This window comes from Mesorhizobium sp. M7A.F.Ca.US.007.01.2.1, from assembly GCF_003998165.1.
Lineage (GTDB): Bacteria > Pseudomonadota > Alphaproteobacteria > Rhizobiales > Rhizobiaceae > Mesorhizobium > Mesorhizobium ciceri.
In genome coordinates, this window is the sequence record NZ_RZQP01000512.1 from 1 (window position 1) to 707 (window position 707).

Annotated in this window: 1 protein-coding gene; it reads right to left on the reverse strand. The window is 67.0% G+C overall.

The annotated features are described in order from the left end of the window. Nucleotides 1-2: 2 nt before the first annotated feature. The coding region (locus tag EN949_RS35530; protein ID WP_127371997.1) for an NAD(P)-dependent oxidoreductase at nt 3-707 on the reverse strand (705 nt) is incomplete at its 5' end.

Below are 707 nucleotides of genomic sequence, written 5' to 3' on the forward strand. Positions count from 1 at the left end.
GGTTACAGGCTCGCCGGAAACCGCCGCCGATAGTGATCGACCACTTCTGGATTGCGCAGATTGACCGGCAGCTTGCCCGCCAGCACCAGCAGGGCTTCGCCCGCCGCGCCGACGCCCATGCGCATCATCGATTCCTCGGTGATCCCCGCCATGTGCGGCGTGACGATAACATTGTCGAAGCCGAAATAGGGATGGTTCGACGGCAGCGGCTGCGTCGCAAACACGTCGAGCGCGGCGCCGCCGATGCGCCGTTTCTGCAAGGCCTCGATCAGCGCGTCGTCGTCGACGACCGGTCCGCGCGACACGTTGATCAGCAGCGCCTGCGGCTTCATGCGGGCGATCCGCTCACGGTTGATCAGGCCGCGCGTTTCCGGCGTCAGCGGGCAGCACAGAACGATGATGTCGCTCTGCTCGACGAGAGCGTCGATCGACAGGAAGCCGACCTTGTCCGGCGCCGGCTGCATGCTGCGCGTCGTTGCCACCACCTTCAGGTCGAAGCCGTGCGCGGCGATATGGCCGACCGCCTGGCCGACGGCGCCGAGGCCGACGATGCCGATCGTCTTGCCGGCAAGCTCGCTGTTGGCGTTGGCGTGCTCGCGGCCGGCAAGCCAGCCTTTGGCGCGCAGGTCGCGATCGACGACGCGGAAGTTGCGCAGCAAGGCGAGGGCCACGAACATGACGTGTTCGGCCACCGAGCGGGCATTGAC